General features: G+C 72.0%; 21 protein-coding genes. 7 read left to right on the top strand and 14 right to left on the bottom strand.

Annotation, left to right across the window (positions count from 1 at the left end; all coding sequences use genetic code 11):
* Positions 1-145 precede the first annotated feature (145 nt).
* The 6 genes from ACIGAQ_RS02050 to ACIGAQ_RS02025 form a co-directional block, all read right to left on the bottom strand.
* Positions 146-1,525, bottom strand: coding sequence for an 8-oxoguanine deaminase (locus ACIGAQ_RS02050; protein WP_311680604.1), 1,380 nt, complete (start codon positions 1,523-1,525; stop codon positions 146-148).
* A gap of 109 nt (positions 1,526-1,634) precedes the next feature.
* Entirely contained in the window at positions 1,635-2,582 is a 948-nt protein-coding gene (gene pucL / locus ACIGAQ_RS02045; RefSeq protein WP_311680603.1) for a factor-independent urate hydroxylase, read from the bottom strand.
* Positions 2,583-2,586: 4 nt separating this feature from the next.
* Positions 2,587-2,982, bottom strand: coding sequence for a hydroxyisourate hydrolase (gene uraH, locus ACIGAQ_RS02040; RefSeq protein WP_399778483.1), 396 nt, complete (start codon positions 2,980-2,982; stop codon positions 2,587-2,589).
* 7 nt (positions 2,983-2,989) lie between these two features.
* Positions 2,990-3,499, bottom strand: a complete 510-nt coding sequence (gene uraD / locus ACIGAQ_RS02035) for a 2-oxo-4-hydroxy-4-carboxy-5-ureidoimidazoline decarboxylase (protein ID WP_399778481.1) — start codon at positions 3,497-3,499, stop codon at positions 2,990-2,992.
* 186 nt (positions 3,500-3,685) lie between these two features.
* On the bottom strand, positions 3,686-4,054 hold the full coding sequence (locus ACIGAQ_RS02030; protein WP_311680599.1) for a helix-turn-helix domain-containing protein: 369 nt from the start codon (positions 4,052-4,054) through the stop codon (positions 3,686-3,688).
* Positions 4,051-4,302, bottom strand: coding sequence for a hypothetical protein (locus tag ACIGAQ_RS02025; protein ID WP_311680598.1), 252 nt, complete (start codon positions 4,300-4,302; stop codon positions 4,051-4,053). Before ACIGAQ_RS02025 ends, ACIGAQ_RS02030 begins: the two co-directional genes overlap by 4 nt.
* A gap of 159 nt (positions 4,303-4,461) precedes the next feature.
* Between ACIGAQ_RS02025 and ACIGAQ_RS02020 the strand changes: the two genes are divergently transcribed.
* The 5 genes from ACIGAQ_RS02020 (at position 4,462) to ACIGAQ_RS02000 (ending at position 9,169) form a co-directional block, all read left to right on the top strand.
* The gene (locus ACIGAQ_RS02020) at positions 4,462-5,283 is read left to right on the top strand and encodes a TIM barrel protein (protein ID WP_399778478.1); all 822 of its coding nucleotides are present in this window, start codon (positions 4,462-4,464) and stop codon (positions 5,281-5,283) included.
* 26 nt (positions 5,284-5,309) lie between these two features.
* Positions 5,310-6,203, top strand: a complete 894-nt coding sequence (locus ACIGAQ_RS02015) for a 2-hydroxy-3-oxopropionate reductase (protein WP_362277674.1) — start codon at positions 5,310-5,312, stop codon at positions 6,201-6,203.
* Between the two features lie 194 nt (positions 6,204-6,397).
* Entirely contained in the window at positions 6,398-7,855 is a 1,458-nt protein-coding gene (locus ACIGAQ_RS02010; protein ID WP_399778476.1) for a catalase, read from the top strand.
* 310 nt (positions 7,856-8,165) lie between these two features.
* Positions 8,166-8,402, top strand: a complete 237-nt coding sequence (locus ACIGAQ_RS02005; RefSeq protein ID WP_311680593.1) for a hypothetical protein — start codon at positions 8,166-8,168, stop codon at positions 8,400-8,402.
* Between the two features lie 155 nt (positions 8,403-8,557).
* On the top strand, positions 8,558-9,169 hold the full coding sequence (locus ACIGAQ_RS02000) for a TIGR04222 domain-containing membrane protein (protein ID WP_399778474.1): 612 nt from the start codon (positions 8,558-8,560) through the stop codon (positions 9,167-9,169).
* Between the two features lie 84 nt (positions 9,170-9,253).
* On the opposite strand, the gene gcl is transcribed toward ACIGAQ_RS02000, so the two are convergent.
* A complete protein-coding gene (gene gcl / locus ACIGAQ_RS01995) occupies positions 9,254-11,038 on the bottom strand; it encodes a glyoxylate carboligase (protein WP_311680591.1) in 1,785 nt (594 codons plus the stop codon).
* Positions 11,039-11,229: 191 nt separating this feature from the next.
* Here gcl and ACIGAQ_RS01990 point away from each other — a divergent pair, with 191 nt between their 5' ends.
* Complete coding sequence (locus ACIGAQ_RS01990; protein ID WP_399778472.1) at positions 11,230-11,898, top strand: hypothetical protein; 669 nt, start codon at positions 11,230-11,232, stop codon at positions 11,896-11,898.
* 62 nt (positions 11,899-11,960) lie between these two features.
* On the opposite strand, the gene ACIGAQ_RS01985 is transcribed toward ACIGAQ_RS01990, so the two are convergent.
* The 7 genes from ACIGAQ_RS01985 to ACIGAQ_RS01955 form a co-directional block, all read right to left on the bottom strand.
* Entirely contained in the window at positions 11,961-13,049 is a 1,089-nt protein-coding gene (locus ACIGAQ_RS01985) for a lytic polysaccharide monooxygenase (RefSeq protein ID WP_399778470.1), read from the bottom strand.
* A 56-nt stretch (positions 13,050-13,105) separates the two neighbouring features.
* A complete protein-coding gene (locus tag ACIGAQ_RS01980) occupies positions 13,106-15,328 on the bottom strand; it encodes a glycoside hydrolase family 6 protein (protein ID WP_399778468.1) in 2,223 nt (740 codons plus the stop codon).
* An 82-nt stretch (positions 15,329-15,410) separates the two neighbouring features.
* Complete coding sequence (locus ACIGAQ_RS01975) at positions 15,411-17,651, bottom strand: glycoside hydrolase family 3 N-terminal domain-containing protein (protein ID WP_399778466.1); 2,241 nt, start codon at positions 17,649-17,651, stop codon at positions 15,411-15,413.
* A 637-nt stretch (positions 17,652-18,288) separates the two neighbouring features.
* Positions 18,289-19,422, bottom strand: a complete 1,134-nt coding sequence (locus tag ACIGAQ_RS01970) for a cellulose binding domain-containing protein (RefSeq protein WP_399778464.1) — start codon at positions 19,420-19,422, stop codon at positions 18,289-18,291.
* A gap of 288 nt (positions 19,423-19,710) precedes the next feature.
* Positions 19,711-20,736 (bottom strand): LacI family DNA-binding transcriptional regulator, encoded by a 1,026-nt coding sequence (locus tag ACIGAQ_RS01965; protein ID WP_311680584.1) that lies wholly within the window; start codon positions 20,734-20,736, stop codon positions 19,711-19,713.
* A gap of 69 nt (positions 20,737-20,805) precedes the next feature.
* The gene (locus ACIGAQ_RS01960; RefSeq protein ID WP_399778462.1) at positions 20,806-22,389 is read right to left on the bottom strand and encodes an AMP-binding protein; all 1,584 of its coding nucleotides are present in this window, start codon (positions 22,387-22,389) and stop codon (positions 20,806-20,808) included.
* Complete coding sequence (locus ACIGAQ_RS01955) at positions 22,386-24,065, bottom strand: AMP-binding protein (RefSeq protein WP_399778460.1); 1,680 nt, start codon at positions 24,063-24,065, stop codon at positions 22,386-22,388. Before ACIGAQ_RS01955 ends, ACIGAQ_RS01960 begins: the two co-directional genes overlap by 4 nt.
* 125 nt (positions 24,066-24,190) lie before the next feature.
* On the opposite strand from ACIGAQ_RS01955, the gene ACIGAQ_RS01950 reads away from it, so the two are divergent.
* Positions 24,191-25,009: a response regulator transcription factor gene (locus tag ACIGAQ_RS01950; RefSeq protein WP_399778458.1), complete on the top strand. Its 819-nt coding sequence runs from the start codon at positions 24,191-24,193 to the stop codon at positions 25,007-25,009.
* Positions 25,010-25,154: the final 145 nt, after the last annotated feature.

Genomic DNA, 25,154 nt, shown 5'->3' with positions numbered 1-25,154 from the left:
GGTCGTGCGGGACCGGCGGACGGTGGTGACCGTCTCCGGGAGCGCGCGCATGGGCGCACGCCCCCGGAGACAGCCGCCGCGGACCCCGCTCGGGTCCACGGCCACCGGCCGGGAGCCGTCCCTCCCGGCCGGAGTATCCGGGTGGTCAGGCCTGCGCGGCGATCCTCGCCAGGCGCCGGGCCTCGTCGCGCGTGGCGCGGGCGATCGCGTCCTCGTCGACGGTCAGCAGGCGCCCGTCCTCGACGATCTGCCGGCCGTTCACGAACGAGGCGGTGACAGGGGCCGCCGCGCCGAAGACCAGGGCGGTCACCGGGTCGGCGATGGAGGCGTGCGCGAGGGTGTCCATCCGCCACAGCACCAGGTCGGCGAGCTTGCCGGGCTCCAGGGACCCGATCTCCGCCGCCCGGCCGAGGACCTGGGCTCCGCCGAAGGTGCCCAGGCGCAGCGCCTGGCGGGCGTTGAGCGCGGCCTCCTTGTGGCCGCCGAGGCGGTTGATGAGGAGGGCGTTGCGCAGCTCGGTGTGGAGTTCGCCGGACTCGTTCGAGGCGGTGCCGTCGACGCCGAGGCCGACCGGGACGCCGGCGGCGAGCATGTCGGGGACGCGGGCGATGCCGGCCGCGAGGCGGGCGTTGGAGGAGGGGCAGTGCGCGACGCCGGTCCTCGTGCGGGCGAAGGCGGCGATGTCCGAGTCGTTCATGTGGACGCAGTGCGCCATCCACACGTCCTCGCCGAGCCAGCCGGTGGACTCGAAGTAGTCGGTCGGGCCCATGCCGAACAGCTCGTGGCAGAACTTCTCCTCCTCCACGGTCTCCGAGCCGTGGGTGTGCAGGCGCACGCCGAGGCGGCGGGCCAGCTGGGCGCCGTCGCGGAGCAGTTCGGTGGAGACGGAGAAGGGTGAGCAGGGGGCGACGGCGACCTGGGTCATGGCGTCGAAGGAGGAGTCGTGGTGCCGGCGCACGGTCTCCTCGGTGGCCGCGAGCGCGCCGTCGAGGGTCTCCACGGCGAAGTCCGGGGGCAGGCCGCCGTCCTTCTCGCTGCGGTCCATGGAGCCGCGGGCCAGGGTGAAGCGCACACCCATGTCGCGGGCGGAGCCGATGATCGCGCCGGCCAGGTCGCCGGAGCCCCGCGGGAAGACGTAGTGGTGGTCCATGGCGGTGGTGACGCCGCCGCGGGCCATCATCGCGAGCGATCCCTGGGCCGCCGCGCGGACCATCGGCTCGTCGATGCGGGCCCAGGTGGGGTAGAGCGCGACGAGCCAGTCGAAGAGGTTGTGGTCCGTGGCCAGGCCACGGGTGATCCACTGGTAGAAGTGGTGGTGCGTGTTGACCAGGCCGGGGGTCACGAGGTGGCCGGAGGCGTCGATGCGGCGGGCCACGTCCCGCAGGCCCTCGGGGGCGGGGCCCGCGCCGAGGGACTCGATGCGGTTGCCGGCGATGACGACGTGTCCGGAGGCGTACTCGGTGTCGTGTCCGTCGACGGTCGCGATCGCACAGTTCTCGATGACGATGCGCCGGTCTGCTGCCATGGTTCGTCCTTTGCGCTGATGTGGAGAGGGCACGGCAGGACCCCGGGAGTTTTGAGTGCCGTGGCCGGGAGACGGGTTCCCCCGGCCACGGGTGCCGAAAAAGGGAACGTCAGAGGTTGGTGAGGTCCACCGGGATGCGCGGCTCGCAGCCCTCCCGCAGGATCGTCGCCTCGATCAGGCCGTAGGGCCGGTCGGCGGCGTAGTAGACCTCGTTGTCGTTCTTCAGCCCGAACGGCTCCAGGTCGACCAGGAAGTGGTGCTTGTTCGGGAGCGAGAAGCGGACCTCGTCGATCTCACTGCGGTGGTTGATGATCCGCGCGCCCATCTGGTACAGCGTCTGCTGCAGCGAGAGCGAGTACGTCTCGGCGAAGGCCTGGAGCATGTGCTTCTTCACCTGCTCGTAGGACTTCTCCCAGTTCGGCATGCGCTCCTCGTCGTCGGTCCAGTTGAACCGCCAGCGGCCGGAGACCTCGGTGGCCAGGATGCGGTCGTAGGCCTCCTTCAGGGTCGTGTACTTGTCCTTGACGTAGCCCCAGAACTCGGAGTTGGTGGAGTTCATCACGACCAGGTCCTTCAGGCCCGAGATCACCTCCCACTTCTCACCGTCGTAGGTGATCTGCGTCAGGCGGGTCTCCTGGCCCTTGCGGACGAAGGAGTGCTTGACCTCGTCGGCGCCGATGAACTGCGAGTTCGCGTCGGAGGCCTCGATCCGCTCCCAGGCGAACTCCTCGATGCGGATCCGGGCCCGGTGGATCGGCTCCTGGCTGGTGACGAAGTGCCGGGCGAGGTGGATGCCGAACTGCTCGGCGGACTCGATGCCGTGCTCCTTGGCGAACGCGAACACCGTGTTCTTGGTGGTGTCGGTCGGCAGGACGTTGGCGTTCGAGCCGGAGTAGTGGACCTCGTCCATGTCGCCGCTCAGCGCCACGGACACGTTCAGGTCCTTGATGTGGTGGGTGGCGCCGTCCCGCGTGATCTTCACGACTCGGTTCTCGGCCTTGCCGTACTGGTTCTGTCCCAGCAGGACAGGGCGGCCCGGGCGGGAATTGACGGTCATTTAGCTAGCTCCCTCGGTATACGGAGTAGCCGAACGGGTTGAGCAGCAGCGGTACGTGGTAGTGCTCGCCCGGGACGACGGCGAACGTGATCGCCACCTCCGGGAAGAACACACCGGCGCCGCTGTCCCGATTCGCGGGGGCGTCCTGCTGCGCATCGGCTTGCTTCTTCTCGAAGTACGGTTCGACGGCGAAGTCGAGCCGTACGTGGGTGGTTCCCCCCGGCAGGGCCGGGAGGTCCTTGCACCGGCCGTCCCCGTCGGTCGCGGAGCCGCCGAGCGCCCGCCAGTCGGCCGCACGCCCGGAGCGGGCGGACAGCTGGACGGCGACGCCCTCGGCCGGGCGGCCGGCGCTGGTGTCCAGGATGTGCGTGGACACGGACGCGGTGGCGGAGGTGCTCATGGTGCGGTCAGTCCCCTTCGACGAGTCGGGCCAGGCGGATGCGGTTGATCTTCCCCAGTTCGGTGCGGACGATCTCCCGCTCCCGCTCCGGCGTGTTGCCGATCCGTTCCCGGACCGCGTCGCGCATCTGCTCGCCGGTGCGGCCGGTGGCGCAGATCAGGAAGACATGGCCGAACTTCTCCTGGTAGGCGAGGTTCAGTTCCAGCATCTCCGCCTTGAGCTCGTCGGAGGCGCCGGCCATGCCGCGCTGTTCGCGGGCCGAGGTGGGGTCGCCGGGCTTGGGGCGGCCGATGGGTGGGTGGCCGGCCATCGCCTCGTCGAGGTCCGGGGCCGTCAGATCCGCCGTGGCGGCGTCGCTCGCGGCGTACAGGTCCTCGGGGGTGGCGTAGGGGCGGGCGGCGAGCAGGCGCTTCGCCCACGCCGTGGAGGCGCACGCCTCGTGGAGCGCGGTGAGGGCCGCGTGCTCCTCCAGAGTGTTGAACCGGGCCAGGCCCGGCGGCGTGGAAGTGGAAGTCACGGGAGCCTCCGTGGCCGGATGCGGCCGTCGTGCTGAACGGGCGTGCCGATAGCTAACGCCCTCCCGCGACAGCACGTCAACAGTTTGTTGAAAATTCGCGGCGGGGAAACGGCGCGGAAACCGCAGGGCGGCGGCGCGGCCGGCCGAGACCGGAAAAGGGCCGGGAAGGGGCCGGGAAGGGGCCGGTCAGGAGCCCTTCTCGCGGTTGAGGTAGTTGTAGACGGTGAAGCGGCTGACGCCGAGGGCGCTCGCCACCGTCTCCACGCCGTGCCGTACCGAGAAGGCGCCGCGCGCCTCCAGTATGCGCACGACCTCCTGCTTGGCCTTGCGGTCCAGGTCGGCCAGCGGCATGCCCTTGCGGCGCTCCATGGCGGCCAGGATGTGATCGAGGGAGTCGGCGAGCTGCGGCAGCCGTACGGCGACGGCGTCGCGGCCCTCCCAGGACAGCACGACGTCGTCGGGGCCGGCCTCGTCGGGGGGCACCATCTCGCCACCCATGGCGTCGACCAGGGGCTTCACGGCCGCGATGAACGGCTCGTCCCCCGCGCCGGTCATGCCTCGTCCTCCTCGACCACGTTGACCTGGAGCGAGATCCGGGTGGCGCCGGCCTCCAGGGTCCTGCGGAGGAGGGCGTCCACGGCGGTGAGGACCGCGTCGGCGCCGCCCTGCGCGGTGTTGCCGAACGGACCGACGTCCACGGCGTCCAGTCCGGCCCCTTCCACGACCTCACGGGCGACCAGCGCGTGCGCGGGCGCCTCGTCCAGGTCGAAGGGCTCGGTCGTGAACTCCACCCTCAAGCGCATAGTGCCCCCTGACTGTAATGACTCGGACCCGCCGGGCCCGCCACGAGCCGACCCTAGCCGACACGCCCCCTTGACAAGCGGGGAGACCCGACGGCAGTCTTCCGTTAAGCAGAAAGCAACTTCCACAATACGAAATACAGCGGAAGGGAGCGCGGCCCGATGGGATTCGCAGACCAGCGCTTCAACGTCAACCTGTCGATCCTCTTCACGGAACTCCCGCTCCTGGAGCGCCCCGCGGCCGCCGCCGCGGCCGGCTTCACCGCGGTCGAGCTGTGGTGGCCCTGGACCGACACACCCACCCCCGAGCGGTCCGAGCTCGACGCCCTCAAGCGGGCGATCGAGGACGCGGGCGTACAGCTCACCGGGCTGAACTTCTACGCCGGACAGCTGCCGGGCCCGGACCGCGGCGCACTGTCGGTGCCCGGCGCGGAGTCGGATCGGTTCCGCGCCAACATCGACGTGGCCGCCGGCTTCGCCGCCTCGCTCGGCTGCCGGGCCCTCAACGCCCTGTACGGCAACCGCGTCGAGGGCGTGGACCCGGCGGAGCAGGACGCGCTCGCGCTGGAGAACCTGGCCCTCGCGGCCCGGGCCGCCGACCGGATCGGCGCGGTGCTGCTGATCGAGGCGCTGAACAAGCCGGAGTCCCCGCTGTACCCGCTGGTGTCCGCGCCCGCCGCCGTCGAGGTCGTCGACCGGGTCAACGAGGCCACCGGGCTGGGCAACGCGCGCTTCCTCATGGACCTCTACCACCTGTCCATGAACGGCGAGGACCTGCCGGCGGTGATCGAGCGGTTCGCCGCGCAGACCGGCCACGTCCAGATCGCCGACAACCCGGGCCGCGGCGCGCCCGGCACGGGCTCGCTCCCCCTCGAAGACCTCCTCGACCGGCTGAGGAAGGCGGGCTACGACGGCTGGGTCGGCCTCGAGTACAAGCCGGGCGACCGCCCGAGCGCCCAGGCCTTCGACTGGCTGCCCCGCTGACCTCCTGCACCGAAAGGCACCCCACCATGAGCAGCACTCTTCCCAAGGTCGCCTGGATCGGCCTCGGCATCATGGGCTCCCCCATGTCCGAGAACCTGATCAAGGCGGGTTACCAGGTCACCGGTTACACGCTGGAGCAGGACAAGCTGGACCGGCTCGCCGCGGCGGGCGGGACGGCCGCCTCCTCCATCGCCGAGGCCGTGCGGGACGCGGACGTCGTCATCACGATGGTGCCCGCCTCCCCCCAGGTCGAGGCCATCGCCTACGGCCCCGACGGCATCCTGGAGAACGCCCGGTCCGGGGCACTGCTGATCGACATGTCCTCGATCACCCCGCAGACCTCCATCGACCTCGCCAAGGCCGCCGCGGACAAGGGCATCCGCGTCCTGGACGCCCCGGTCTCCGGCGGTGAGGCCGGTGCGATCGAAGCCGTGCTGTCCATCATGGTGGGCGGCGAGCAGGCGGACTTCGACGAGGCCGAGCCGGTCTTCCAGGCCCTCGGCAAGACCATCGTGCTGTGCGGCCCGCACGGCTCCGGCCAGACCGTGAAGGCGGCCAACCAGCTGATCGTCGCCGTGAACATCCAGGCGTGCGCGGAGGCCGTGGTCTTCCTGGAGAAGTCCGGCGTGGACCTCAAGGCGGCCCTGGACGTCCTGAACGGCGGCCTGGCCGGCTCGACCGTGCTGACCCGCAAGAAGGACAACTTCCTCACCCGGGACTTCAAGCCGGGCTTCCGGATCGACCTGCACCACAAGGACATGGGCATCGTCACGGACGCCGCCCGCACCGTCGGCGCGGCCCTGCCCGTCGGCGCCGTGGTCGCCCAGCTGGTCGCGTCCCTGCGCGCGCAGGGCGACGGCGGCCTGGACCACTCCGCGCTGCTGCGGGCCGTGGAACGGCTCTCCGGCGCGCAGCTCTGACCCTCGCCCCCCGAGGGCCCTCTGCTCCGGGCGGTGCCGCCGCTGACACCTGTCCTGTCGCGCCCAAAGGGGCGGCGCCGCCCGGTCCACCCATGCCCACTGCTTCAACAAACTGTTGACGCTCCGATCGCCCCGACCCTAGGCTCCACAAAGCGGAAACATTTTTCCGCTGCCCTCTCGTACGGAAGGTCACGATGTCGCAGCGCGTGCTCACCACCGAGTCCGGCGCCCCCGTCGCCGACAACCAGAACTCCGCCACCGCCGGCGTCGGCGGACCGCTCCTGCTCCAGGACCAGCACCTGCTGGAGAAGCTCGCGCGCTTCAACCGCGAGCGCATCCCGGAGCGCGTGGTGCACGCCCGCGGCTCGGGCGCCTACGGCCACTTCGAAGTGACCGACGACGTCACGGACTTCACCCACGCCGACTTCCTCGGCGAGGTGGGCCGGCGCACCGAGGTGTTCCTGCGCTTCTCGACCGTGGCCGACAGCCTCGGCGGCGCGGACGCCGTGCGCGACCCGCGCGGATTCGCGGTGAAGTTCTACACGCGCGAGGGCAATTACGACCTCGTCGGGAACAACACCCCGGTCTTCTTCATCAAGGACCCGATCAAGTTCCCGGACTTCATCCACTCGCAGAAGCGCGACCCGTTCACGGGCCGTCAGGAGCCGGACAACGTATGGGACTTCTGGGCCCACTCCCCCGAGGCCACGCACCAGGTGACCTGGCTGATGGGCGACCGCGGCATCCCGGCCTCGTACCGGCACATGAACGGCTACGGCTCGCACACCTACCAGTGGACCAACGCCCGTGGTGAGGCCTTCTTCGTCAAGTACCACTTCAAGACGAACCAGGGCATCCGCTGCCTGAGCAGTGAGCAGGCGGCCGAGCTCGCGGGCAAGGATCCCAACTCCCACCAGACGGACCTGCTCCAGGCCATCGAGCGGGGCGTGCACCCGTCCTGGACGCTGTACGTGCAGATCATGCCGGCGGCCGAGGCGGCGGAGTACCGCTTCAACCCGTTCGACCTGACCAAGGTCTGGCCGCACGCGGACCACCCGCTGCGGCGCGTGGGCCGGCTGGTCCTCGACCGCAACCCGGACAACGTCTTCGCCGAGGTCGAGCAGGCCGCGTTCTCCCCGAACAACTTCGTGCCGGGCATCGGCCCCTCGCCCGACAAGATGCTCCAGGGCCGGCTGTTCGCCTACGCGGACGCCCACCGCTACCGCCTGGGCGTCAACCACACGCAGTTGGCCGTCAACGCGCCCCGGGCCACCACCGCCGAGAACTACGGCCGGGACGGCCTCATGGCGTCCAACCCGCAGGGCCGGTACGCGAAGAACTACGAGCCGAACTCCTACGACGGCCCGGTCGAGACCGGCCGGCCGCTGTCGGCCCCGCTCGCGGTGCACGGCCACACCGGCACCCACGCGGCTCCTGTGCACACCAAGGACGACGACTTCTTCCAGGCGGGCGAGCTGTACCGGCTGATGTCGGCGGAGGAGAAGTCCCGCCTGGTCGCGAACATCGCCGGGGGCCTGTCCCGGGTCTCCCGCGACGACGTGATCGAGAAGAACCTCGCGCACTTCCACGCCGCCGACCCGGAGTACGGCAGGCGCGTGGAGGAGGCGGTCCGCGCGCTGCGCGAGGACTGAGACTCCCTGCCCGTGTCCGACCGCCCGCGGCGGCCCGGATGAGGGGTGGCCGTCCCGGACACGGACACGGGCAGGGCGCGGACCGCGGCGGGCGCGAGCCAGTGCGGTGGTGAAGGGGTCTGGACCGGCTTCTCGACCTGAGGGAAGCCCGCTCCGGATCCCGTCGCACCCGCCGCGGTCCCAGCACACGCTCCCCCTCCCCTCGACCCCGTCCGGCGGCGCGAACGTCCTGTCGCGCCCAGCCTCGCGCCGTCGGACGGCCAGCCCGCCCCGGGGTGCGGAACCGCCCCGGCGGCGACAGCCTGAAGGCATGGCACATCCGACCGAGCAGCCGCACGTCGTGGTCCACGCTCCCGCCCTGGACGGCTCGCGACGGGTCACGCTGGGCGACGAGCCCCTGGGCGTCGCCACCCACGTCGACGACGTGGCGGAGATCCTGCGCCTGGCCGATCTCTACGTCACCGACGTCGAGGAGAACGACCTCGTCGAGTGGCAGGGCGGCGGCCCGGACGACTGGCCCGGGCTTTCCGAGCACCACGGCGCCTGAGCGCGTACGGCACCGGTCGTACACCGCGTACGGAACCCTCAAATGAACCTCTGAACCCGGCCCCGGGGGCTTCAACCGCCCCCGGGGCCGGGCGCATTCTCGGCACACGGGGCCCGCCGGCACGGGGGCGGCGGGCGCCGGTACGGGGGTGAGCCATGAGCGACGGTACGGTGACCCGGCTGGAGCCGCACGAGATCGCACTGCTGGGGGAAGGCCCGCGGGCCGCCGTCACCGTCGCCGTGGTGGATCTGCACCTGCGGGGCCTGGCCGAGGCCGATCTGCCGGGGACGGTGCGCAGGGGCATCGGGGACGCCGTGCAGGGCCTGCGGCCGCTCTCGCCCCTGGCCGAGGCGGTGCACACGCGTCTGCGGGAGCCCGCCGGGCTGAGGACCCTGGTGAAGGACGCCGACATCCGGCTGGCCGTCGCGCTGATGCGCATCCCGCTCGCGGAGGCCGGCCTGCTGCGCCACCCGCTGCTCGGCCCGACACGCGCCGCCCGTCGGCACCTCCGTAACCTGCGGCAGAGCCGGCCGCTGCCCGCGAGCAGGCACGGGCTGAGCCATGACGACCGGCTGCGGGCCGTGGCCCTGCACGGCGAGCCGGCCCTGCGGCTGCTGCTGCCCCGCTTCGCCCTGCGCGCGGGCCTGGTCCGCCGCGCAGAGGTGGGTGGCACCGCCCTGCTGAAGCACTCGCCACGCGGCACGGGCGGCGGCTACGGGGGCTACTCCTACTGCGGCGGGGGCGGTGGCGGCGGAGGCGGGGAGTGAGGCGCGTCCGCGCATGCGTGAGGGGCGGCCCGTCCTGTCGGACGGACCGCCCCCGGTCCGTGGGTGTCAGACCTTCGGCGTCCTTCAGACCTTCAGCGTCTTGATGGAGGTCGGGGCGTGGCCCGGCTCCGTGGCGAGCTCCTCGAACTCCACGACGTTGCCGATGTCGTTGGTCGTGGACATGGAGATGTTGGTGACGCGCTCCAGGATCGCCTCGACGACGACGGGGACCCGGTACTCCGCGGCCAGCTTCTTGGCCTGCTCGAACGCGGCGCCCAGCTCGGCCGGGTCGGTCACCCGGATCGCCTTGCAGCCCAGGCCCTCGGCCACCTTGACGTGGTCGACGCCGTAGACGCCCAGCTCGGGCGCGTTGATGTTCTCGAACTCCAGGTTGACCTGGAAGTCGATGTCGAAGGCCCGCTGCGCCTGGCGGATCAGCCCCAGATAGGAGTTGTTCACCAGGACGTGGACGTACGGGATCCGGTGCTGGGCGCCGACGGCCAGTTCCTCGATCATGAACTGGAAGTCGTAGTCGCCGGAGAGCGCGACGACGGAGGCCTCCGGGTCGGCCTTGGCGACGCCGAGCGCGGCCGGGACGGTCCAGCCGAGCGGGCCGGCCTGGCCGCAGTTGATCCAGTGCCGGGGCCGGTAGACGTGCAGCATCTGGGCGCCGGCGATCTGGGAGAGACCGATGGTGGAGACGTACCGGGTCTCCGGACCGAAGGCCTTGTTCATCTCCTCGTAGACGCGCTGCGGCTTGATCGGGATGTCGTCGAAGTGCGTGCGGCGCTGGAGCGTGGCCTTCCGCTCCTGCGCGGACGCGGCCCAGGCGGAGCGGTCGGGCAGCCGGCCGGCCGCCTTCATCTCCCGGGCCACTTCCACGAACAGTTCCAGGGCCGCCTTGGCGTCGGAGGCGATGCCGTAGTCGGGGGCGAAGATCTTGCCGATCTGGGTCGGTTCGACGTCGACGTGGACGAACTTCCGTCCGGCGGTGTAGACGTCCAGCTTGCCGGTGTGGCGGTTGGCCCAGCGGTTGCCGATGCCGAGGACGAAGTCGGACTCCAGGAAGGTCGCGTTGCCGTAGCGGTGCGAGGTCTGCAGGCCGACCATGCCGGCGTTCAGCTCGTGGTCGTCGGGCAGGATGCCCCAGCCCATCAGCGTGGGCACGACGGGTGTGCCGGTCAACTCGGCGAACTCGACGAGCAGTTCGCAGGCGTCGGCGTTGATGACGCCGCCGCCCGCGACGATCAGCGGCCGTTCGGCGGCGTTCAGCATCCCGAGGGCCTTCTCGACCTGGGCGCGGGACGCGGCGGGCTTGTAGACCGGCAGTGGCTCGTACGTCTCCGGGTCGAACTCGATCTCCGTCAGCTGCACGTCGATCGGCAGGTCGATGAGGACCGGGCCGGGCCGGCCCGAGCGCATCAGGTGGAACGCCTGCTGGAAGACGCCCGGGACCTGCGCGGCCTCCAGCACGGTCACGGCCATCTTGGTGACCGGCTTGGCGATGGAGGCGATGTCGACGGCCTGGAAGTCCTCCTTGTGGATCACGGCGGTCGGGGCCTGGCCCGTGATGCACAGAATCGGGATGGAGTCGCCGATCGCCGAGTACAGGCCCGTGATCATGTCGGTGCCGGCCGGGCCTGAGGTGCCGATGCACACGCCGATGTTGCCCGGGTGGGTCCGGGTGTAGCCCTCGGCCATGTGGGAGGCGCCCTCGACGTGCCGGGCGAGGGTGTGGGCGATGCCTCCGGAGGCCTTGAGCGCCGCGTAGAAGGGGTTGATCGCCGCGCCCGGGACACCGAACGCGTCGGTGACGCCCTCACGCCTGAGGATCTCGACTGCCGCGCGGGCAGCGGTCATACGAGCCATGGAACTACTCCTGGTTCGGCTGTCGGATACGCACTCCCGTCGCGCCCCGCCGTGAGCACCTTCCGCATTGCAGAAATAAACTTCTACTATCTGGAAGCAATGTAGGGGGGTGCGGACAAGCCGTCAAGAGACGTCCGGGCAATGGGCCGAGCACCGGACAAGCGCGGTCCCGCGGGTGGACGATGGACGGCATGTCCGAGAGCGTGTCGGTGCGCTGTCCGGCCTGTGGGCGCGCCCATCTGTTCGCCGTGCCGTCCTATCCGTGCGTCTGCGGGACGCCCGTCGCACCGCCGCTCGACCGGCGCGTGGAACCGGCCGCCGTCACCCACCGCACCTGGGAGGAGGAGTGGGTGACCGTGCACTGCGCGGCCTGCGACCGTCCCTCCGTTTGGCCGCACCCGGAGCTGGGCTGCGCCTGCGGCACGGTGCTGCGGTTCCCGGTGGCGGGCCCGCGCGACGCCCTGCGCGACATCCCGCCGCGGCCGGTGCGTCCCGCCTTCCGGCCGGTGACGATCCGCACCGCCCGGGACGCCGTCACCGCTGCGGCTCTCTATCTGCGCTGGCTGGGCCACCGGGACGTGCGGCGCGCCGACCGGCGCCCGCCCTCCGGCATCGGGCTCGCCGCCCCGGGCGTGCTGGCCTGGGTGGATCCGACCGTCCGCCCGGCGGACGCGCGGGACGTGGAGTGCCTGTGGCTGACCGCGATGACGGAGTCCGCGGCCTGCGTCCACTTCTCCCTCGCCGGGTACGGCGACGACGCCCGCGCCCGCGCCGACGCGCTGGGCGTGCCGCTGTTCGTGCTCGATCCGACCGGCACCCCGCGGCCGGTGAACCAGCCTGCCGAGGCGTTCGCCGCCTGAAGGTGCGGGCGCGGGACGGCGCCGGCCCCACGACCGGGGAGCCGGCGCCGTCATGCGCGGTGTTACGGGTTGACGCAGGTGATCGAGCCGACCGGCAGGTTGTTCCCGGTCGAGGTGGCGGTGAAGCCGAACGTCACGGTGCCGTCCGGCGGAATGGTGCGGTTGTGGTCCGCGTGCCTGACCGTCACCGTGCCGTCGGTGCCCGTGCTCAGCGTGCCGTTCCAGACCTGGCTGATCCGGGTTCCGGCGCCCGGCTGCCAGCGCACGGCCCAGCCGTCACGCGCGGTGGTGTTGTGGTTCATCACCTCGACGGACCCCTGGAAGCCGCCGCCCCAGGAGTTGGTCACCTTGTAGATGGCCATGCACCCGGCGTGCGGATCGGTGGGCGTCGGGGTCGGCGTCGGCGTCGGCGTCGGGTCCGGGGTGCCGCCCGAACCGCGGATGCCGGTCACCTCGCCGTTGCCGCCGTCGAAGACGATGTCGGAGCAGGAGAAGAAGTTCTCCTGGCTGTCCGAGCGCACCCACTGGATGAACATCATCGCGTCACCCGAGCGGCCCGAGGGCAGCTTCAGGTCCCAGTAGTAGTGGCCGGAGTCGCTGCCCACCGAGCCGGACTGCGGCGGGTTGGTGACGGTCTGGATCAGCTCCAGGTCGCCCCAGCCCAGCGGCTTGGTGGGCGAGTAGCCGGGCTTGGAGACGTACACCCGGAAGTCGCCCGGGTGCGCCGCCCAGTTGCTGTGCTTGATGCGGATGGTCGCCCCGGAGGTGAGGTGCGTGCGGGGCCAGTCGGCGCGGGCGGCGTTGTAGCCGGTGAAGTTGTACGGGGAGCGGTCACCGGCGCTGCACAGCTTGCCGTCCGGGACGTAACCCGGGCCGCGTCCGCCCGCGTTGGAGTCGAGCACGGCGAACCAGTTGTACAGCGCGCTCGCACCGCTCTCGGCGAGCGCGGCCTTGCACGCGGGGTTCGTCGGGTCCAGGGAGCCGGTGCTGGTCTTGGCGTCCAGCCAGCACAGGTAGGTCCGCGAGCCGGGCGTCATCGTCACGCCGTGCGCCTGCGCGCTGTTCTGGCCGATCAGGGCCAGACCGAGCCCGCTGAGCAGGGTGACCAGGACCGCCAGTAAGGACAGGGGGCGTCTGGTGCTTCGAGCCATGTTCTCTCCTGTGGGGATGGTGGGGTTCGGTTGTCTCCCCGGGGGTTCGGGGCGGGTCAGGCGGGCGGGGCGCCCCAGGCCAGGGCACCGTTCAGGTAGGCGGGGATCCTCGGGGCGTCGGCGTAGGAGGCGGCCGTGGTCCGGCTGTGGTCGTCGCTCTCGTCGAAGGCGGACCAGTCGGACTTGGCCAGACGCAGCTGGAGGTCGCCGGTGTCCTTGCCGGCGGCGAGGGTGCCGCTCTTGAAGCCGACCTCCAGATAGGCGTCCGCGCCCGCGACCGGGGCGCTCAGCGGCACCACCCGCAGCGAGAGGCTGGAGCAGCCGACGGCCGCGTAGTCGCAGAAGGCGTTCACGGTGGACGAGCCGCCGTCCCGGGTGAAGTAGTAGCGGGCGGTGACCTTGCTGAGGTCCACGGAGGCGCTGCCGGTGTTGGCGATCCGCAGGCCGGGGCGGATGCCGTTGTCGGTGGCCGAGGCGTCGTTGTTCCTGTAGGTGACCTTGAGACCGCCGGCCGGGTCGGGGCCGCCGCCGCCCGCCTCCGTGGTGACGCTCAGCGCGGTGGAAGCCGCGGAGACGTTGCCGGCGGCGTCGCGGGCCCGGACGGTGTAGCCGTACGCCGTGGCCGCGGTCAGCCCGGTGTCGGTGAACGCGGTGCCGGTGACCGTCGAGGCGTTGACCTTGGTGCCGTTGCGGTACACGTCGTAGCCGGTGACGCCCACGTCGTCGGTGGCCGCCGTCCACGCCAGGGAGACACTGCTCGCGGTCTTCGCGGTGGCCCTCAGACCGGTCGGCGCGGTGGGAGCGGTGGTGTCGGTGGGGTCGGGCTCACCGCCGCCGTCCGTGGGCACGGCCGGGTACGCGTTGCGCACCAGCATCGAGAACTGGTTGTGGAACCAGTGGCCGGCCAGCGGCGCGTCCGGCATGGCGCCGGTCGGGTTGCCGCCCGCGTTGGGCGCCGTGTAGTCCGGGTTGCACATCGGGTCCGGACGCTTGCCCTCGTCGTTCGGGATGTCCTTGCTGGCCCCGTCCGACTCCCCCGGCGGCTTGATCCACAGGAAGGCGTCCAGATGCGAGTCCGGGTAGCCGGCGGGTGAGGCCTGCGGGGGCTGCCCGAGGCCGGCGCCGTTGACGTTGCACCACAGGCCGCGGTGGGTCCGCCGGTCCACCTTGGACTGGCTGACGTAGGTGTCGAGGACGGTGCTGGTGGATTCGGCGGTCGGCCGGCCGGCGCCTCCCCAGCCGTTGCGGGAGGTGTCGACGACCATGCCGGTGGAGGCGGGCCAGCCCTGCGCCACCAGCGCGGCGTGCACGGCCTTGGTGAAGTCCGACTCGTCGAAGTTCGGGTTCCACTCGTAGTACTTGCCGGACCGGACCGGGTTGCCGCCGACCGTCTTGCTCGGGTCGGTCAGGAACGGTTCGGCGAGCGGCGTGTAGTTGGCGACGTTGGTGATCAGGCCGTCGACACTGCCGAGACCGGCCGTGGTGCCCTTGACGACGTCCGTGTACAACTGGGTGGTCTGGGCGAGGTTGTTGTCCCAGCCGAGCCACCCGGAGTGGGCGAAGTCCAGGTACGTGTACACGTTCGGGACGGCGTGCAGCTTGTTCAGGGCGTAGCGGATGGCGTCGACCTGGATGCCGCTGCTCTTGGCCTGGGCGCACTCGGGGTCGTTGAGGTTGGTGACCAGGTTCGGCAGGCCGTCCGGTTCGATGACCGTGGTGATGCGGATGTCCTGGTACTTGGGATCGGCGAAGACCTCGGCGATCTCGTCGATGTACTCGCTCTTGTAGCGCGCCAACCCAGCCGCGGTGAGCGGCAGTTCGCCGTTGGAGGCGAGGGCGGAGCAGTCGCGGCCCGGCAGGTCGTACACGACGAAGGTGGCGACGAGCGGCCGGCCGGGCTCCTTCTGGGCGAGCGCCAGGTCCAGGTGGTCGGCGAGGCTCTTGCGGCCCGCGTTGGCCTCACCGCCGTGGATGGCGGCGATCCGGTCCAGCCAGACGGCCGTCGGATAGCTCTTGACCTTCTCCATCCTGGCCTTGAGCGTCGCGTCGGTGGTCTGGGCGATGGATCCGTCGACCAGGCGCGCGTAGTCCGGGTTGACGTAGAACGAGGCGCCCGCGAACGGGTTGTCGACGTGCGCCTCCGCGGCGGACGCCTCGGGCGCGGTCAGCTGGGCCGCCGCGCCCAGCAGCAGCGTGCTCACCGCGGTGGCCAGGGCCGCCGTCCGCTTGCGGTGCGGCCTGCGCGGGCGGGTGTCCGCGCGTCTGGTCCGGTCTGTCATGTGCTCTCCTCGGTGCGGGGGTGCGGGTGACGGGTGTGGGGACGTCCGCGGGATCAACCGGTGGGGAGAACCGTGGAGCCGGTCAGGCGGGAGTGCAGCGCGGGGCGGGGGTGCCCGCGGTGCCGTTCGCCGTGTAGCCGAACGAGGTGGTGGCACCGGCGGCGAGGGTGCCGCCCGAGCCGGTGCCGCGCACCGTGATCCGGCCGTCGGTGACCGTGTGGGTGCCGTTCCAGAGGCTGGTGACGGTCGCGCCGCCCAGGTCCCAGTCGACCGTCCAGCCCGTGATCGGTCCGGTGCCGGTGTTCTTGACGGTGACCTCCGCCTGATGGCCGCCCGGCCAGGAGTTGACCAGCTTGTGGGTGGCGGTGCAGGCCTTGGCCGGGGTGGGGTCGGGGTCGGGATCCGGGTCGGGGCCGGGGTCCGTGCCGTAGGTCAGGCCGTGCCCGTAGGGGAAGAGCGGGGTCTTGCCGTCGCCGTCGTTGATCGGCTGCTGGGCGGCGCTGCGCATCCAGGTCATGGGCAGCTTGCCGGTCGGCGCGTGGTCGCCGAACAGCACGTCCGCGACGCCGCCGCCCTCGGTGCCCGGCAGCCATGCCGCGAGCAGGGCCTTCCAGTCGGGCAGCCGGTCCGCGATGTCCAGCGGGCGGCCGGAGACCAGCACCACCACCACGGGCACGCCGCTCGCCTTCAGCCGGGCCAGGGTCTGCAGGTCCTCCTGGTCCAGGCCCATGCCGTCGGGGCGGTCGCCGCGCATCTCGGCGTACGGGGTCTCGCCGACGACGGCCACGGCTGCCGTGTAGCCGCCGTCGATGCCGTTGCCGTAGCGGTCGTAGGTGACCCGGGAGGGGTCGGCCACGGCGGCGCGGATGCCCTGGAGGACGGTGGTGCCCTCGGTGACGGGACCGCTGCGGCCCTGCCAGCCCAGGGTCCAGCCGCCGCTCTGGTTGCCCATGTCGTCGGCGGACTTCCCGGCGACGAACAGCTTGCCCGTCTTCGGCAGCGGCAGGATCCCGCCGTCGTTCTTCAGCAGCACCTGCGAGGCGCGCACCGCCTGCCGGGCGAGACTCCGGTGGGCGGCCGAACCGACGGTGGAGGTGTACGAGCGGTCGGTCAACGGCCGCTCGAACAGCCCGAGCTGGAACTTCTTCGTCAGGATGCGCCGGTTGGCGTCGTCGATCCGGGCCGGGGGGATCCGGCCCGCGGTGACCTCGCCGCGCAGCAGGCTCAGGAACTTCTTGTAGTCGTGCGGGACCATCACCATGTCGACGCCCGCGTTGACGGCGGTGGCGATCTCGGCGCCGGTGAAGCCGGTCTGCCCGTCGAGCTGGTCGACCGCCGCCCAGTCGGAGACGACGAAGCCGGTGAAGCCCAGTTCGCCCTTGAGGACATCGGTGACGAGGTATTTGTGGGCGTGCGAGCGCACTCCGTTCCAGCTGCTGTAGGAGAGCATCACCGAGCCCACGCCGCGCTCGACGGCCTCCTTGAACGGCGGCAGGTGCACCGCGCGCAGCTCGGCCTCGGAGAGCCGGGTGTCGCCCTGGTCGACGCCGCCGGTGGTGCCGCCGTCGCCGATGTAGTGCTTGGCGGTGGCGAGCACGGAGGCCGGGTCGGCGCCCAGGGTGTCGCCCTGCAGGCCGGTGATGAACGAGGTCATGGCGGTGGGCAGTCCGGGCGTCTCGCCGAACGACTCGTAGGTGCGCCCCCAGCGGTCGTTGCGGGCCACGCACAGACAGGGCGCGAAGGACCAGTCGATGCCGGTGCCGGCGACCTCCTCGGCGACCGCGCGCCCGACGCGCTGCACCAGGGCCGGATCCCGCGTGGCACCGAGGCCGATGTTGTGCGGGAAGAGCGTGGCCCCGCGCACCGCGTTGTGGCCGTGCACGGCGTCGATGCCGTAGATCATCGGGATGGCGAGCGGGGTGGCCAGCGCCGTGCGCTGGAGGGAGTCGTACGTGTCGGCCCAGGTCTGCGCGTTGTTGGGGCTGACCGTGGAGTCGCCGCCGGAGAGCACCGAGCCGATGCGGTACGTGGCGAGGTCGGAGCGCGGGACCAGGGCGTCCTTCTCGACCTGGGTCATCTGGCCGAGCTTGTCGTCCGGCGTCATCCGGCCCAGCAGGTCCTCGACCCGCTGCGGAACGGGCAGGGCCGGGTCCTGGTACGGCAGCACGGCGGCGGCCCGCACGGTGTCCCGCCCGGGCGGAGCGGCGGCGGTGAGCCCGGTCACGGCGAGCACGGCGGCACACAGGCCGGCGACGAACGCGGGCCGGCGAGCGGACCGCCGGGCGGAACGGGGAACGGCGGTTTCGGACGGGAGCGGGATCATGACAGAGCCTTTCCGGATGCGGGCCGGAGGGGCGGGGGTGGTGCGGGTCCGGGTGGGGCGGGGTGGTGCGGGGCCCGAGCGGGGGCGGAACGGTGCGGGTCCGAGCGGAGCGGGGTGGCGCGGGCCCGGGTGGGGCGAGGTGGCGCGGGCCCGGGTGGGGCGAGGTGGTGCGAGGTCCAAGCGGAGCAGGGGCGGAACGGTGCCGGTCCGAGCGGAGCGGGCCGTGTCGGGTGGCCCGGGCCGGAGCCGGCAAGCGGCTCGTGTCGCCCGGGCCACCCGGCGCGAGCCGGTCGTGCGGGCCTCCGGGACGGCCCGCCCGGTCGCTTCGACCGGCCTTTCGCGACCCGGGGCCGGGGTGTGGAGCTCAAGCAGGGTGCGCGGTACGGGACTTGCCGGTGGGCCAGTGGTGCGGCCCGGGCAGAGCGCGGGGTGCGGTACTCAAGCGGACTGCGCTGTGCAGGACTTGCCGGGACGGCCAGGGGCGCGGCCCCCGTGGGCGGCCGGGGACGGGGTCCGTTCGCCCCTGGTGCGTGCCGCGGGGAGGCCCCCCGCGGTGTCCCGGGGCCGCGGGTGGAACGCTCCGGGGTCCGCCCGTTCGGCGCAGGGCGGAGCCCGGAGCGGGTCGGTGCGCCGCGGGTCAGGCGACGGAGCAGGCAGTGCCGTTCAGGGTGAAGCCGGACGGCTTGGCGAAGGTGCCGCTGTAGGTGCCCTGGAAGCCGAAGCTCTGGGTGCCGCCGGCGGCGATCCGCGCGTTGTGCGCGACGGGGCTCGCCGTGACGGCGCCCGAGGTGCCGGACAGGGTCGCGTTCCAGGCACTCGTGACCCGCTGCCCGGACGGCAGCGTGAAGCCGAGCCGCCAGCCGTCGACCGCGGCCGATCCGGTGTTCTTCACGGTCACGTCGGCGGTGAAGCCGCCCTGCCAGACGCTGGTCCCGTACGTCACCTGGCAGGCCGCCGCCGGACCGCCGGGGCCGCCCGGGTCGCCGCCGCCGCCGGTGTTGACGGTGGAGGAGAAGGAGTTCACGGCGAGCCCGGCGCCGTTCTGCCAGGGCTCGAAGCCGGCCTGGACGCTGGTCAGGTACCAGTTGTTCTGCGCCATGCCCCGGGCCACGGTCTGGTCGACGAAGTCCATCACGTCGAAGCTCCAGCTGGAGATCGCCGAGGGGGCGACGAAGGAGATCACGTCGTTGGACCCGTTGCTGCCGGTCCACACCTCCCAGCTGCGCCCGCCGACGGAGGCGGTGCCGACCTGGGAGCCGATCGGCTGGATGGGGCCGACCCGGTTGAACCAGATCATGATCTCGGTGCGGTTGACGCCGTCGGTGCGGGGCGTCGGGTCCAGCCAGATGTCGTACGAGGCGTTGTACACCGCGCCGGAGACGTAGCCGTAGGAGATGCTGCTGGGCGCACTGGAGATGGTGCTGATCTGCGCCGGCAGGTTGGTCCCGGGCGAACAGTTGGTGTAGTGGCAGCCGTTGAAGACCGACGGGTACGACTTCGGCGCGCCGTTGGTGGGCACGGAGCCGTCGGCCTGGGTGAGCCGGAAGCCGGTGTCGGTCGCGGTGACGCACTGCGGGGCGCTGGTGCCCCAGCGGTTGTTCTGGACGACGTAGCGGCCCTGGATCACGGTCGATCCGAACTGCTCGCAGACGACCGTGTCCGCCCGGGCGGGCGCGGTGGCGGCGAGGAGCGCCGCGACGGTGGCGAGCGTGGTGATCAGCGCGCCGAACAGGGCGCGGACGGTGCGGAGGCGGTGCGGTGACGATCGCATGCGGGGGCCTCTCTGCGGGGGGACAACCGGGTTCGACAGAGGGTGCTGCGGCAGGGGTATCGGGAGCGCTCCCACCTCCCCACTGATGGGAGCGCTCCCACCTCACCGGTTTCGGTCGCGACTGTAGGAGCCACCCCATGTCCCTGACAACCCGTTAGGCGGGAATCCGTCGAATGTATTTCGAAGCCGCAGGTCAGCGAGGCGCCTCAGCTGCTTCGGCCAACGGGTGCAGAGCACACAGGAGTTGGGAGCGCTCCCGGATGGCCTCGGGACGACTCCCGGACGGCCTCACGCCGAGTCCCGGACCACCAGCTGCGTCCGCAGGATCACGTGCCGCCACGCCACTTCCGGCTGCTCCATCTCCTCCAGCAGCAGCCGCACCATCGTCCGGCCGATCTGCTCGAGCGGCTGACGGACGGTGGTCAGCGGCGGGTCGGTGTGCCGGGCGAGCTCGAAGTCGTCGAAGCCGATGACCGCCACGTCCTCGGGCACCCGGCGCCCCGCCGTGCGCAGCACGGCCAGGGCTCCGGAGGCCATGGTGTCGGAGGCGGCGAGGACCGCGTCCACCTCCGGGTGGCGCTCCAGGAGTTCGGCCATCGCCCGGCGTCCGCTCGCCTCCGTGAAGTCGCCCTCGACGGTCCGGGAGGCCGGCGCGGGCAGCCCCGCCTGCTCCAGGGCCTGCCGGTAACCGCGCAGCCGGCACCGGGCGACGTACATGTCCAGCGGCCCGGTGATCGCCGCGATCGCCCGCCGGCCGCCGGCCACCAGGTGGGCCACCGCCTCGCGGGCGCCGCCGACGTTGTCCGCGTCGACGTAGGTGATCTGCTCGTCGCCGGAGCGGCGGCCCAGCAGCACGGTGGGCAGACCCGCGTCGGCGAGCATGTCCGGCAGCCGGTCCTCGGCCCGCACCGACATCAGCAGCACGCCGTCGACCCGGCCGCCGCGCGCGTACTCGACGAACCGCTGCCGCTCGGCGTCGGTGCGGACCAGGGTGAGCAGCAGCTGGACCGAGGTCTCGGCGAGCGCGTCGCCGACGGCGGTGACCGTCTCGGAGAAGAACGGCTCGCCGAACAGCCGCCAGTCGCGTTCCGTCATGACCAGCGCCACGGCGTCGGCCCGCCGCCCGGCCAGCGAGCGCGCCGCCAGGTTGGGCACGTAGCCGAGTTCGGCGATGGCCTGCTGCACGGCGCGGCGGGTGGACTCCCGCACTCCCGCCTCGTTGTTGACGACGCGCGAGACCGTGCCCCGTCCGACGCCGGCGAGCGCGGCCACCTGCTCCAGCGTGGGCGTCGTACCGGGCCGCCGCTTGACCATGTGTCACCCCCCAAGGGCGTCGATCTTACGGGCCCTGGCCCCCGTACGACCGGACGCCCCCACGGTCGTTCAGACGGTGTAGCGCTCGCGCAGTTCCACCTTGCGCACCTTTCCGGACACCGTCATCGGGAAGGCGTCCAGGATCCGGAGCCGGCTCGGGACCTTGTAGTGCGCGAGCCGCCCCCGGCAGAAGGCCCGCAGTTCCTCCAGGGTCGGCGGGTCGCCCGGGTCCCTCGCGATGACGCAGGCCAGGACCTCCTCGCCCCAGTGCTCGTGCGGGACGCCCACGACCTGGACGTCCCGGATCTTGGGGTGTCCGTAGAGGAACTCCTCGATCTCGCGGGGGTAGATGTTCTCCCCGCCCCGGATGATCATGTCCTTGATACGGCCGACGATCTCGACGTACCCGTCCTCGCGCATCACGGCGAGGTCGCCGGTGTGCATCCAGCGCCCGGCGTCGATCGCCTCGGCCGTCTTCTCCGGCTCGTCCCAGTAGCCGAGCATCACGCTGTACCCGCGCGTGCACAACTCCCCTGCCGTTCCCCGGGGTTGTGTCACCCCGGTCGCCGGGTCGACGACCTTGACCTCCAGGTGCGGCAGGACGCGGCCGACCGTGCCCGTGCGGTGCTCCAGGTCGTCGTCCCGCCGGGTCTGCAGGGAGACCGGGGAGGTCTCGGTCATGCCGTAGCAGATGGCGACCTCGGCCATGTGCATCTCGGCCACGACCCGTTTCATCACCTCCACGGGGCAGGGCGAGCCCGCCATGATGCCGGTGCGCAGGGAGGACAGGTCGAAGGAGGCGAAGCCGGGCAGGTTCAGCTCCGCGATGAACATGGTCGGGACGCCGTAGAGCGAGGTGCAGCGCTCCTGCTGGACCGCCCGCAGGGTGGCCTCGGGTTCGAAGGACGGGGCCGGGACGACGATGCAGGCGCCGTGCGAGGTGGCGGCGAGGTTGCCCATGACCATGCCGAAGCAGTGGTAGAAGGGCACCGGCACGCAGATCCGGTCCTGTTCGGAGTAGGCGATCAACTCCCCGACGAAGTAACCGTTGTTGAGGATGTTGTGGTGGGAGAGGGTGGCGCCCTTGGGGAAGCCCGTGGTGCCCGAGGTGTACTGGATGTTGATGGGGTCGTCGCAGGACAGCTCCGGCCACGCCGGGTCGGGGGTCGCCCGGGCCAGCAGGCCCTCCCAGCCCGGGTCGCCGAAGTACACGACCTCGCGCAGCCCGGGGCAGCGGCCCCGCACCTGTTCGACCATGGCCCGGTAGTCGCTGGTCTTGTGGGCGAGCGAGGCGAACAGCAGGGACACCCCGGCCTGCTTCAGGACGTACTCGACCTCGTGGGTGCGGTAGGCCGGGTTGATGTTCACCATGATCGCGCCGATGCGGGCGGTCGCGTACTGGACGAGCACCCACTCGGGGCAGTTGACGGCCCAGATGCCCACCCGGTCGCCCTTGGCGACACCGGAGGCCAGCAGCGCGGAGGCGAGGCGGTCGACGTCGGCGCCGAACCGAGCGTAGGTCCAGCGCCGCCCGGAGTCCACGTCCACCAGGGCCTCGCGCTCCGGCCAGGCGGCGACGGCCCGGTCCAGGTTCGCCCCGATCGTGTCGCCGAGCAGCGCCGTGGTGCCGGTGCCGTGGCTGTAGGAGTTCACCGGAAGTCCTCCTCGCGGTACTCGGCGTCCGAGCCGGCCGCCGTGGCCTCGCGCAGGGCGATCCGGCGGATCTTGCCGGAGACGGTCTTGGGCAGGTCGGCGAACTCCAGGCGGCGGATGCGCTTGTAGGGGGCGAGGACCTCGCGGGAGTGCTCGAACAGCACCTTCGCCGTGTCCGGTCCGGGCTCCCAGCCCTCCGCCAGGACCACGTACGCCTTGGGGACCGAAAGCCGCACCTCGTCCGGCGCGGGCACCACCGCCGCCTCGGCCACCGCCTCGTGCTCCAGCAGCGCGCTCTCCAGCTCGAAGGGGCTGATCTTGTAGTCGGAGGCCTTGAAGACGTCGTCGCTGCGGCCGACGTAGGTCAGGTAGCCCTCCGCGTCCCGGGAGGCGATGTCGCCGGTGCGGTAGTAGCCCCCGGCCATCGCCTCCGCCGTGCGGTCGGCGTCGCCGTGGTAGCCGGTCATCAGGCCGACCGGGCGGTGCGACAGGTCGAGGGCGATCTCGCCCTCGGTGGCGCCGGGCGCGCCCGAGACGGGGTCCAGCAGCTCGACGCGGTAGCCGGGGCTGGGCCGGCCCATCGAGCCGGTCTTGAGCGGCTGGCCGGGGCTGTTGGCGACCTGGACGGCCGTCTCGGTCTGGCCGAAGCCGTCCCGGATGGTGACGCCCCAGGAGCGGCGGACCTGCTCGATGACCTCGGGGTTGAGCGGTTCGCCCGCGGCGACGACCTCGCGGGGCGGGGTGCGCAGCTGGGTGAGGTCGGCCTGGATGAGCATGCGCCACACGGTCGGCGGGGCGCAGAAGGTGGTGACGCCCGCCCGGTCCATCTCGGCCATGAGCCGGGCGGCGTCGAAGCGCGTGTAGTTGTGCAGGAAGACGGTCGCCTCGGCGTTCCAGGGCGCGAAGAGGTTGGACCAGGCGTGCTTGGCCCAGCCCGGGGAGGAGATGTTCAGGTGCACGTCGCCGGGCCTGAGGCCGATCCAGTACATGGTCGACAGGTGGCCGATCGGGTACGAGGTGTGGGTGTGCTCGACCAGTTTGGGCCGGGCGGTGGTACCCGAGGTGAAGTAGAGCATCAGCGGGTCGTCGGACCGGGTCGGGCCGTCGGGCGTGAAGTCGGCGGAGGCGCCGTAGGCGTCGTCCAGCGGCAGCCAGCCGTCCGGCACGGTTCCGGCGGCACCGGCGGCGATGCGTGTGTAGTCGCCGGGGACCTCGGCGAACTTCCCGGCGTCCTCGGGGCGGGCGATGACGTGCCGGACGCGGCCGCGCGCCACCCGGTCGCGCAGGTCGGCCGGGCCGAGCAGCGGGGTGGCCGGGATGACCACCGCGCGCAGCTTCATCGCCGCGAGGGCGGTGATCCACAGGTCGGCCTGGTTGCCGAGCATGACGAGGATCCGGTCCTCGGCGCGCACGCCCCGGGCGCGCAGCCACGTGGCGAACTGGGCCGACCGCACGGACATCTCCCCGAACGACAGCTGCGTCTCGCGGCCGTCCTCCTCGACGATGTGCAGGGCCGTGCGGGCGTTGCCGTCGGCGATCGCGTCGAACCAGTCGAGGGCCCAGTTGAAGTACGGGGGGCGGGGCCAGCGGAAGCCCTCGTAGGCGGTGGCGTAGTCCTCGCGGTGTTCCAGCAGGAAGTCCCGCGCGCTGCGGAACGCCTCCGTCGCCGATGTCATGCGTCCTCCTCGGTGCCGGACCATTGCCGGGCGGCTCTGAGCCATCGTGTAATCCGTGATGCAGGTCTCACTACCCCCGAACGGGGGGTGCGCCCGCACAGGCGCCGTAGTGAAGGGGCGAACAGGTGACGGCAGACGCGTCCGACGCGGTCGAGGTACGGAACGCGCTGCTGCGCCTGCGGCGCGCCACCGGTCTCCCGGTGGCCTTCGGCGGCCTGCTGGAGGCCGGGCGGCACATGCGCATCAGCGAACTCAGCGGCACGGCGACCCACGCCCTGCGGTCGCTGGTGGTGACGTCCGGGACCGGTCTGGGCGGCAAGACGGTGGCCCTGTCACGGCCGTGCGTGGTGACGGACTACTCCGCCTCGCGGCAGATCAGCCACGAGTACGACGCCCCGGTGACCGCCGAGGGTCTGCGTTCGGTGCTGGCCGTGCCGGTGGTGGTGCGGCACCGGGTGCGCGGGGTGCTGTACGGGGCGCTGCGCACGGCTCAGCCGCTGGGCGGGCGGATGCTGGACGCGGCGGTCGAGGCGGCGCGGGACGTGGAGCGGGCGCTGGTCGTGCGCGACGAGGCGCGTACGCTCGCCGCCGGCGGCGGGGCGGGCGCGGGCTGGGAGCAGGTGCGTGAGGCGCACGCGGCCCTGCGGGCGCTGGCACCGCGGATCGCGGACCCCGGGCTGCGGGCCGAGCTGCTCGGTGCGTGCGCGCTGCTGGCGGCCGACTCCGGGGCGTCCGGGGACGCTCCGCGGGTCCGGCTCGCGCCCCGGGAGGTGGACGTGCTGGCGTGTGTCGCCGCGGGGGCGACGAACGCGGTCGCCGCGGAGCGGCTCGGGGTCACGGCCGAGACCGTCAAGGGGTATCTCAGATCGGCCATGCGCAAGCTGCGGGCCCGGACCCGGGGCGAGGCCGTGGTCGCCGCCCGCCGGGCCGGGTGGTTGCCGTAGGTTTGAGGTGTTTTCCACCCTGTCGGTTCGTTCGGTGGGCCGACCGGTTACCGAGGGGGCGCGCACAGCGCGTTCCCGCGCATTCGGCAGGCCGGTGAATTCGTCCTCCGGCACGGGTTGTTATTTCCCTCACCACACCGTCCGT

Origin of the sequence: Streptomyces sp. NPDC085932 (assembly GCF_044540525.1) — a bacterium.
GTDB lineage: Bacteria > Actinomycetota > Actinomycetes > Streptomycetales > Streptomycetaceae > Streptomyces > Streptomyces levis.
This window is presented reverse-complemented; position numbering and strand designations above follow the sequence as displayed.

Bases quoted from the DNA above. Each gene is read 5' to 3' on its own strand.
- ACIGAQ_RS02005 (WP_311680593.1), top strand. From the start codon at position 8,166: ATGGCACATCCGACCGAGCAGCCGCACGTCGTGGTCCACGCTCCCGCC.
- ACIGAQ_RS02030 (WP_311680599.1), bottom strand. From the start codon at position 4,054: ATGACCGGCGCGGGGGACGAGCCGTTCATCGCGGCCGTGAAGCCCCTG.
- uraH (WP_399778483.1), bottom strand. From the start codon at position 2,982: ATGAGCACCTCCGCCACCGCGTCCGTGTCCACGCACATCCTGGACACC.
- ACIGAQ_RS02050 (WP_311680604.1), bottom strand. From the start codon at position 1,525: ATGGCAGCAGACCGGCGCATCGTCATCGAGAACTGTGCGATCGCGACC.
- ACIGAQ_RS02015 (WP_362277674.1), top strand. From the start codon at position 5,310: ATGAGCAGCACTCTTCCCAAGGTCGCCTGGATCGGCCTCGGCATCATG.
- ACIGAQ_RS01975 (WP_399778466.1), bottom strand. From the start codon at position 17,651: ATGATCCCGCTCCCGTCCGAAACCGCCGTTCCCCGTTCCGCCCGGCGG.
- ACIGAQ_RS01970 (WP_399778464.1), bottom strand. From the start codon at position 19,422: ATGCGATCGTCACCGCACCGCCTCCGCACCGTCCGCGCCCTGTTCGGC.
- pucL (WP_311680603.1), bottom strand. From the start codon at position 2,582: ATGACCGTCAATTCCCGCCCGGGCCGCCCTGTCCTGCTGGGACAGAAC.
- ACIGAQ_RS01985 (WP_399778470.1), bottom strand. From the start codon at position 13,049: ATGGCTCGAAGCACCAGACGCCCCCTGTCCTTACTGGCGGTCCTGGTC.
- gcl (WP_311680591.1), bottom strand. From the start codon at position 11,038: ATGGCTCGTATGACCGCTGCCCGCGCGGCAGTCGAGATCCTCAGGCGT.
- ACIGAQ_RS01965 (WP_311680584.1), bottom strand. From the start codon at position 20,736: ATGGTCAAGCGGCGGCCCGGTACGACGCCCACGCTGGAGCAGGTGGCC.
- ACIGAQ_RS01980 (WP_399778468.1), bottom strand. From the start codon at position 15,328: ATGACAGACCGGACCAGACGCGCGGACACCCGCCCGCGCAGGCCGCAC.
- ACIGAQ_RS01955 (WP_399778460.1), bottom strand. From the start codon at position 24,065: ATGACATCGGCGACGGAGGCGTTCCGCAGCGCGCGGGACTTCCTGCTG.
- ACIGAQ_RS02010 (WP_399778476.1), top strand. From the start codon at position 6,398: ATGTCGCAGCGCGTGCTCACCACCGAGTCCGGCGCCCCCGTCGCCGAC.
- ACIGAQ_RS01990 (WP_399778472.1), top strand. From the start codon at position 11,230: ATGTCCGAGAGCGTGTCGGTGCGCTGTCCGGCCTGTGGGCGCGCCCAT.
- ACIGAQ_RS02020 (WP_399778478.1), top strand. From the start codon at position 4,462: ATGGGATTCGCAGACCAGCGCTTCAACGTCAACCTGTCGATCCTCTTC.
- ACIGAQ_RS02000 (WP_399778474.1), top strand. From the start codon at position 8,558: ATGAGCGACGGTACGGTGACCCGGCTGGAGCCGCACGAGATCGCACTG.
- ACIGAQ_RS02025 (WP_311680598.1), bottom strand. From the start codon at position 4,302: ATGCGCTTGAGGGTGGAGTTCACGACCGAGCCCTTCGACCTGGACGAG.